4 protein-coding genes are annotated in these 8,481 nt (G+C 45.5%); all 4 read left to right on the top strand.

What is annotated here, in order from left to right; all coding sequences use genetic code 11:
- A partial coding sequence (locus tag ACEW9O_RS07715) for a T9SS type A sorting domain-containing protein (RefSeq protein ID WP_373549565.1) occupies positions 1-453 on the top strand: 453 nt, incomplete at its 5' end.
- 193 nt (positions 454-646) lie between these two features.
- The gene (locus ACEW9O_RS07710; protein ID WP_373549564.1) at positions 647-1,450 is read left to right on the top strand and encodes a T9SS type A sorting domain-containing protein; all 804 of its coding nucleotides are present in this window, start codon (positions 647-649) and stop codon (positions 1,448-1,450) included.
- Between the two features lie 34 nt (positions 1,451-1,484).
- Positions 1,485-7,364 (top strand): cohesin domain-containing protein, encoded by a 5,880-nt coding sequence (locus ACEW9O_RS07705; RefSeq protein WP_373549563.1) that lies wholly within the window; start codon positions 1,485-1,487, stop codon positions 7,362-7,364.
- Between the two features lie 83 nt (positions 7,365-7,447).
- Complete coding sequence (locus ACEW9O_RS07700) at positions 7,448-8,386, top strand: PorP/SprF family type IX secretion system membrane protein (protein WP_373549562.1); 939 nt, start codon at positions 7,448-7,450, stop codon at positions 8,384-8,386.
- Positions 8,387-8,481: the final 95 nt, after the last annotated feature.

Raw genomic sequence — 8,481 nt, 5'->3', positions numbered from 1 at the left:
ATCATCACTACTTCTTGGAATGGTGAAGCGAAGCAAGGTGCATTGTTCACTTTGGTACTGCGTGCAAAAGCTGATGCTCAATTGAGCAATAGCTTGAGCCTGAACCGGGTAGTATCTGCTGAGGCATACAGCCAGAACAATGAGCAACTGAATGTTGCCCTGAAGTTCAACGGTGCTGCAGTAGCTGCTCAAGGTTTCGAACTGAAGCAAAACACGCCAAACCCATTCAATGCTGAAACAGTGATCAGCTTCAGTCTGCCAAAAGCTGCTGCTGCTACCCTGACCATCAGCGATGTGACTGGCCGTGTGTTGAAGAGCGTTCGTGCTGACTATGCTAAAGGTTTCAACCAAATCACTTTGAAAGCTGGCGATTTGAATGCTACTGGTGTGTTGTACTACACCCTGGAAGCTGACGAATTCACTGCTACCAAGAAGATGATTATTGTTGAATAATCGATCCATAACCCCTGAATTTATTCATGGAAAGACTATGAATTCATTCTTGGGCTGATCAAACGGAGAGGGCAGTGCTTTTGCACTGCCCTTTTCTGTTATAATTCTTATAATTTCTCTTTTTTTTTCAAATTTTCATTACCTTCGCAATGGTTTAAAGTTTCTCGTTTAGGAACTTATATAATCCCATGATATGAAACAAACTATTAAAGTACTCCTATGCTGGGCAGTGACATTCCTATGCTTAGCCCAGGGTAATGCTCAAACGCTTACCCGAATTTCTGCTAATAAAGATACCCTCCCAAGTGGCGCAAAAACCTATGTCGCCCACGTCAAAGTAGCGGGATTCAAAAAGATTATTGGCGCATCTTTTGCTGTGGCATGGGATTCGGCAGTGATCAGTTTTGACTCCATTGGCAATTTTGGTATTCCTTTAAGCAAAAACGACCATTTTGGTTACTTAAACACTGAAAATGGCGTGCTTCGTTTTTTGTGGCAGGAGGGAATTTCTGGCCTTACCTTAAAAGACAACACTACGCTGTTCTCAATTTATTTTAAAGTTATCGGGAAGCCTGGATCCAAAAGCCCAATCTCTTTTGTAAGTATTGCCGAATCCCCCACCTTGGAAAAAGAAATTATCGATACTACTTTTTCTACCGTAAATACAGAATATACAGATGGCGTTGTTGTTGTAAAATTGCAGACCAGTGCCACTGTCTTTGCTAGTGACCCAAATAAACTTCGCGTCAACAGGGCTTATCCTAACCCATTCAACACCAATCTTACTTTAGAATTTACCTTGCGTGATGCAGGTAAGATGAACATTGAAGTGGTAGACGTACTAGGAAAAATAGTCCACACCGAAAAACGCTCTTATTTAGCCGGTAAACAAGAGTTATTATTGCCAAAATCAGTCTTTCCATCCCCGGGCAATTACTTTGTCCGCATGTACCAGGGAACTTCATTTACTTTGCAACCAGTGATTTTTATGCAATAATCATTAACTCACTTTATCCCAAATTCCGACAAAGATGAAACCGATTATTACACACCTGCTCCGTGGGGTGAAGATAGGGTCAATAGCTTTTGTATTCCTGGCCATATTCACTCCATTTCAAGCATTTTCCAACAATTCGCCCGCTGTTACGGGTGATAAAAGTTTACCCATTGAGATCGTCCCCGCAGATGGATCACTCATGGGATTTTCCTTGTCTATTGCCAATGCGACAGTTCAAAAAGGAGGCGAGTTTTGCGCTCAAATTAAAGTCGCAGGTTTTGTGGACATCATTGGACTTGAGTTCTCACTCAAATTTGACTCTACCAAGCTCACTTTTAAAGAAGTTAAAAACTTCAACCTCGCGGGTTTATCCGCAGGCACAATGGGCTTGCCTGGTTCGGGCAATAACCCGACTGGAACATTAAAGGTATCCTGGCTTGACAACAACATTACTGGGGTAACCCTGGCCGATGGTACAGCTATTTTCGACATTTGTTTTACTGCGGTAAACCTGGACGCAACCACTAATCTTCGTTTTGTCTACAAAGAAGTCATCAACAAAGCCGAGCAAAATGTTGCTGTAGATAACACCGTAGCTCAGCCCGTGATCACCATTGGTGCCGGAGGTAGTGGTGGTGGAGGATCAGGTGGCATTCTGGCCTTAGACATTACCGATGCAACCGCTCCTGCTGTTAATCAGGAGGTTTGTTTAAAAGTCAATGCCGTTTCTGGGTTCACCAATTTGAAGAGTGCTCAATTATCTATTAACTACAATACAACCCAGCTCAGTTTCGCTTCCGTCAAGAACTTTAATTTGACCGGCCTGACTGCGGCTAATTTTAACTCGGCAACACCGGGTACGCTGGCCATGAACTGGACCAGTACAACCCCCGCTGCGGGAAATACTTTGACCAACGGTACCGCAGTTTTTGAGGTTTGTTTTACCACAAAATTAGCGGGCATTACTTCAACGGTTTCCTTCGCTGGTGGCTCACAAGTTCAAAACAAGGACAATCAAGCCGTAACGTTGAATGGTACCACGGGTACGATCACTGTTTCAGGAGGCACTGGTACAACTGGCCCTGCTACTTTTGACCTGACGGATGCAACTGGTACGGTGGGACAGGATGTATGCCAAAAGGTCAATGTTACCAACTTTACTAACCTGCTGAGTGTCGAATATACCATCACGTACAATTCAACTCAACTGGATTTTGTGTCTGTCAAAAACTTCAATTTGGCGGGTTTAGCTGATGCGAATTTTAGCAAGCCTGGCGTTGGTGGTACTCCATTGGGCTCAATTAAATTGTCCTGGAATGACCCCAATGTTAGTACAGGGGTAAGTGTACCCAATGGTACAGCTATTTTTGAAGTGTGCTTTAAGCCTAAAATAAACAACATCACTTCAACGGTTACTTTTGGCGGTACGTCTGAAGTTATCAATAAAGATCAACAACCAGTTACGTTTAGTGGCCAATCCGGCACCATCACAGTTGGTTCAGGGGGCGGCGGCTCAACAGGCTTTACTCTTGACCTCACCGATGCAACAGTTCCTGCAACCAATCAAGAGGTTTGTATTAAAGTGAATACAGCAGGTGGCTTCACCAACATGATTGGTTTGGAGTTTACCATCAACTACAATACAACCCAACTAGAGTTTTCCGCCATTAAGAATTTTAACCTCAATGGCCTGACCGAAGCATCTTTTGGCTTGCCAGGAGTAGGTACGAACCCTGCTGGTAGCATCAAGGTATCCTGGAGTGACCCAAACGTAACGGGGATTACCCTGGCTAACGGGGTTGCTATATTTGATGTCTGCTTTAAAGGTAAACTGACAAATGTTGCTTCAAACGTAACTTTTGCTACGACCCCTGCTCCTGAAGCCATCGATAAGGACAACACCCAATTGCCATTCACTGGCCAGCCAGGCACCATTACCATTGGCAGTGTCTCTAATCTACCCGATGTAAAGCTCAATGTGAGTAGCCAATCTGGAGTGTTGGCACAGGATGTATGTGTCAAAGTGAGTGTTGTAGACTTTACCAATATTTCAGCACTCGCAGGTACCATGACTTATGATGCTACCGCACTACAATTCAAAAGTGTTACCAACCTCAGCCTTGCTGGACTTACTCAAGCATCCTTTACTCCTCCGGGAACAGGTGGGGTAACCGCTGGATCCTTGAAGGTCAATTGGAGCACTGCAACGGTTGGAGGGGTTACCTTGGCCAGCACATCCAATATTTTTGATGTTTGTTTTACTCCACTAAAAACAGGTGCTTCACAAGTAAATTTTAGCACAACTGGCCTAACTGTTACCCGGTCAAACAACTTGCCTGCTGTTGTACAAACCGGCGCGGGTACGGTGACCATTGGTACGGTTACTACTTCGGATTTAACGCTAACAGTGGGTAGTGCTAGCGGTACTACGAATAGTGATGTATGCCTGGAGTTGACTACTACCAATTTCAAAAATGTGATTGGAATGCAGTATGCGATTAAATTTGATCCAGCATTCCTGACCCATAAATCTTTTGACAACCTGAATGCTGGCCTACGTGGATTTTCTACAGGCAGCATCAATGCCAATAATACGACTGGTTTTATCAACCTTTCTTGGGTCGATGACCAGATCGCCGGGGTGACCTTACCCGACAATGCAGTGATCATGCGGATGTGTTTCACCATCAAAGGAACTTCCGGATCTTCAACGGTAGGCATTGATAAAACCAAAACGGTTGAGTTAACGGATGTCAATGAAAAAGCCATTCCAACTCAAACCTTCAATGGTACCGTATCCATCGGAAATCCCAATGCACCTTCAATTGTTTCTCCAGCAGTGATTACAAACGTGCCCTGTTTTGGGGAAAGTAAAGGGGCCATCAACATCGAAGTAAGGAATGGGGTTGCTCCGTACACCTACAAATGGAGCAACAATGCGACGACTCAAGATTTGAGCAACCTCGCGGCTGGTTCCTATAGCGTGACGGTGACCGATGCCAGCAATGCAACCGCAGTTGGTACTTTCAATGTGACACAACCTACCGCTGCATTAGCAATAACTGGAATCACGAAAACTGATGCCAACTGTTTTGGACAGGCTAGCGGTTCACTTACCGCTGTGGTTACTGGTGGTACCACTCCCCTTACTTATGCCTGGGGTGGAAACGTGGCCGCTGTAGCCAATCCGACCAATGTACCTGTGGGTAATTATACCTTGACAGTAACCGATGCCAATGGCTGCCGGGCTGTATCTAGCCCTACTGCGGTAGGCCAACCTGCTGCTGCACTCAATGCAAGCACTGGCACTCAACCTGCTAAATGTGATGGAACACCAACTGGTTCCGCAACCATAACTGCTACAGGTGGCACTGCCCCTTACACGTATAAATGGGCAAATAATGCCACTACGAACCAATTGAGCAATGTTGCAGGAGGCAGTTATGCGTTTACAGTTACAGACGCTAAGAACTGTACCTTCACTGGTTCAGTAACTGTTCCTACGGAGCAGAGTGTACGCATCACTTCTATCGATCCGGTTAATTTTGATCAAAGTACTACCAATGGTGCGGTGAATATCGCCATTACTGGTGGTGTAGCTCCTTATAAGTTTAGCTGGGCAGGTCCTGGTAACTTTACTGCAACCACTGAAGACATCAGCAATCTGGGTACTGCCGGCCAATATTGTGTGACCGTAACCGACAATACCAACTGTACTGCAACCATGTGTGCTTCGATTGTACAACGTTTGAAAGTCAACCTAACGATTACTGAAGCTTGTTTTGGGCAAGCGAACGGAGGAGTAAATTTACTAGCCACGGGTGGTGTTGCTCCTTACACTTACAAATGGAGCAACAACAATGTGACAACTCAAAACATCAGCGCTATCGCAGCTGGCAATTATACGGTAACCGTAACTGACAGTCAGAACAATACCGTAACTGGAAGTGCATTGGTTCCGGCGCTGGCTGAAATCAAAATCGCCCGGACGATTACAGACGTTAATTTTCCTGGTGGTACAAATGGTGCAATTTCACTTACGGTAACAGGAGGAAAACCAGGTTATACCTACAAATGGAGCAACAACAGCACCGCCAGTAGTTTGTCGGCATTGGTTATCGGCGAATACTGTGTGACCATAACCGATTTGGTGGGTTGTACTGCAACGGGCTGTTTTAAAGTTGAACTGGTAACCATACCACTCTCCGTCACCAGCGACATTACGGGCAACAAATGTAATGGAGAAGCAACAGGCGCAGTTCGTTTACAAATATTGGGTGGGGTAGGGCCTTACGCTTTAGCCTTCAATAATGGGCAACCTGAAAATCTTTTGCTGGGCGCTTTTGAACGCAAAAACCTGGCTGCAGGTACTTATACTTACAAAGTAACCGATTCAAGAAACACTGTATTTGATGGTTCGCTTACAGTAGGCCAACCCGATCCTTTGGCAATTTCTTCCTTTGCTGTCCGTCACGATTCCGAAGATCCTGGCTGTACAGGGAGCATTGCCCTGTCGATTACCGGAGGTACTCCAGGCTACCAGGTTTCCTGGAATTCGCCAAACGTGGGTTTCCAAATCATCAACCTCTGCGAGGGCAATTTTGTGCCATCTGTTATTGATGCCAACGGTTGCCGGAGAACGTTTGAACCCATCGCTTTGACAACCTTCACCCTAAGTGCAGCGATTGTCAATACGAGCTGCCCTGATGATGACAATGGTGGCGTAAACATCACCGTTCTTGGAGGCTCGGCACCTTATCGTTATGCCTGGTTGAGTGCCAGAGGGGACACCCTTTCCAAAACGGAAGATTTGGGAGATGTTCCTGCGGGAGCATATCGATTTGTGATTAGAGAAAACTCGGGCTTGCGCCTTGAAAAACAATACACGGTTACGACTGCTTCGAAATTGACGGCTAACATTCAAATTCTGTCAAGCTTCAATGGTTTTGCAGTAAGTTGTGCCACTGCCAAAGATGGTTCAGCCCGTGCCACGGGTGCCAACGGTGGAGGTGCACCAACTTATGTGTATGAATGGTCCTTAGGCGGAAACCTGGTTGCCTCTGATCGACTGCTCAATAATGCAGGAGTAGGCATCTACAACGTACGGATTACCGATGGCTTGGGCTGTAGTGTAGAAGAAGAGGTAGAGTTTAAAGCCCCAGATACTTTGGATGTGAGTGCCTTTGTGACCGACGTTTCCTGCATTGGTAGCCGAGACGGTGAACTTGCCGCAGAAGTGGACGGTGGCTTGACTGGAAGCAAAACCTATGCCTGGAGCAATGGCCGCAGCACTCCTCGAATCACAGGATTGGCCAAGGGCGCATATGTTGTTACGATCACTGACCGCAATAATTGTAAAGTTACCAAGTCTTTTGAGATAAAAGAACCTGCCGCAATTACTGTACAGATACAGAGCATCAATGCAACGGAAGGTTGTAATGGTCAAGTGTTGGCTTTGGCAACAGGTGGGGTCAAGCCCTACACTTACCGCTGGAATGCACCTGTAACCAGTGGGGATTCGATTGTAAAAAGCCTTTGCCCTGGAGAGTACTTTGTACAGATTACCGATTCAAGAGGTTGTAAATCAACTCCTGATGTAAGCGCAATCGAAGTAAAAGACCGCCGTTTGCCCTGTATGGACATTCGTTCGATTATTTCTCCGGATGGAGATGGTTCGAACGAAACTTTCCTGATCAACTGCATTCAGGAGTTCCCTGGCAACAAAATTTTCATCTACAACCGTTGGGGCCAACTCGTCTACCAGGTTGAAAACTACAACAACGACTGGAACGGTACTACCCAAAGTGGTGAACCACTCCCAGAAGGTGCCTACTACTACATTCTGGACTATAAGAACGCCGATGGCAAAGATATACAGGCAAGAGGGTCAATTACGCTGCTAAGAGGAGAATAAGCAAGCTTTTTGTGTCGGGGCAGAACCCAATAACTGCCCCGACATCTCAACAATATTCCATGAACCATCAACCGATTTTGACCATGAAAAAATTGTTACATCTAATATTGTTGCTGTTGCCAACAGCTTTACTTTGGGCTCAGGATGAAGCCATTTTTACCCACTACAACCTGGCGCCAATTTTGATCAACCCGGCTGCTGCTGGTTTTGAAGAAACCCACCAAATTCAGTTCAACGCACGCGGCCAATGGATTGGATTCCCCGATGCACCTAAAAACGTGGGTGTGCAATACCACGGTCCAATGGGCAATACTTTTGGTTTTGGCCTTGCGGTCATGGGTGAAAGTGCTGCTCGCCTTTCCCGCGTACGCGCCCGCTTGAATTCAGGTTTCCGCTTCAAAGTCAATGAAAACGTCAAACTGGCCATCGGTTTTTCAACCGAGTTCAGCCAGGTATCAGTAGGCAATAATGTATTGGGAGAACCCGAACCAATTTATCAGCAAGGGGATAACATCATCGAAGAAGCGGTGAATGGCCGTCAACAATTCGATGCTTCATTGGGATTATTCGCCCGCTTTTATGAAAATACCTACGCCAGTTTGAGCTTTACCAACTTGATTGCAGAGCGACTGAACAATATTGGCACAGGTGAGGGATCGGGTAGCTTATTTCAGCACTATGTATTCCTGGTAGGACACAAGTTTGAATTGTCAAACAACCAACTTAGTCTGGAACCTTCAATAATGGTGCGCCAAATTAAAGACACCCCTTTCAATGTCGACATCAACCTCAAAGCTGGTATTCTGGACAACAAATTGATTGCGGGTTTGTCCTATCGCTCACTCAAAACCATCGGTGCCTTGATTGGTTCAGAAATTTCGGAGAGTTTCCGCTTTTTCTACACCTTTGATTTATCGATGCAAGATCTGCAACAATACTCTACTGGCTCTCATGAAGTAACTTTGGCCTTTGGATTCAAAGGACCTCAAAACAAGCCTGGTAGCCGTTACGGCAGAAGATAAATAAAAAAATTCCCGGATGAAACGCCTTATTAATCAAGGTTTAATTCATCCGGGAATCATTTTTTTTCAAAATACCAACAAGAGGGTATTGGGAT

This window comes from Haliscomenobacter sp. (assembly GCF_041740695.1).
GTDB lineage: Bacteria > Bacteroidota > Bacteroidia > Chitinophagales > Saprospiraceae > Haliscomenobacter.
Note: the sequence above shows the minus strand (reverse complement) of the source record. Positions and strands in the feature narration are given on the sequence as shown.

Bases quoted from the DNA above. Each gene is read 5' to 3' on its own strand.
- ACEW9O_RS07710 (WP_373549564.1), top strand. From the start codon at position 647: ATGAAACAAACTATTAAAGTACTCCTATGCTGGGCAGTGACATTCCTA.
- ACEW9O_RS07705 (WP_373549563.1), top strand. From the start codon at position 1,485: ATGAAACCGATTATTACACACCTGCTCCGTGGGGTGAAGATAGGGTCA.
- ACEW9O_RS07700 (WP_373549562.1), top strand. From the start codon at position 7,448: ATGAAAAAATTGTTACATCTAATATTGTTGCTGTTGCCAACAGCTTTA.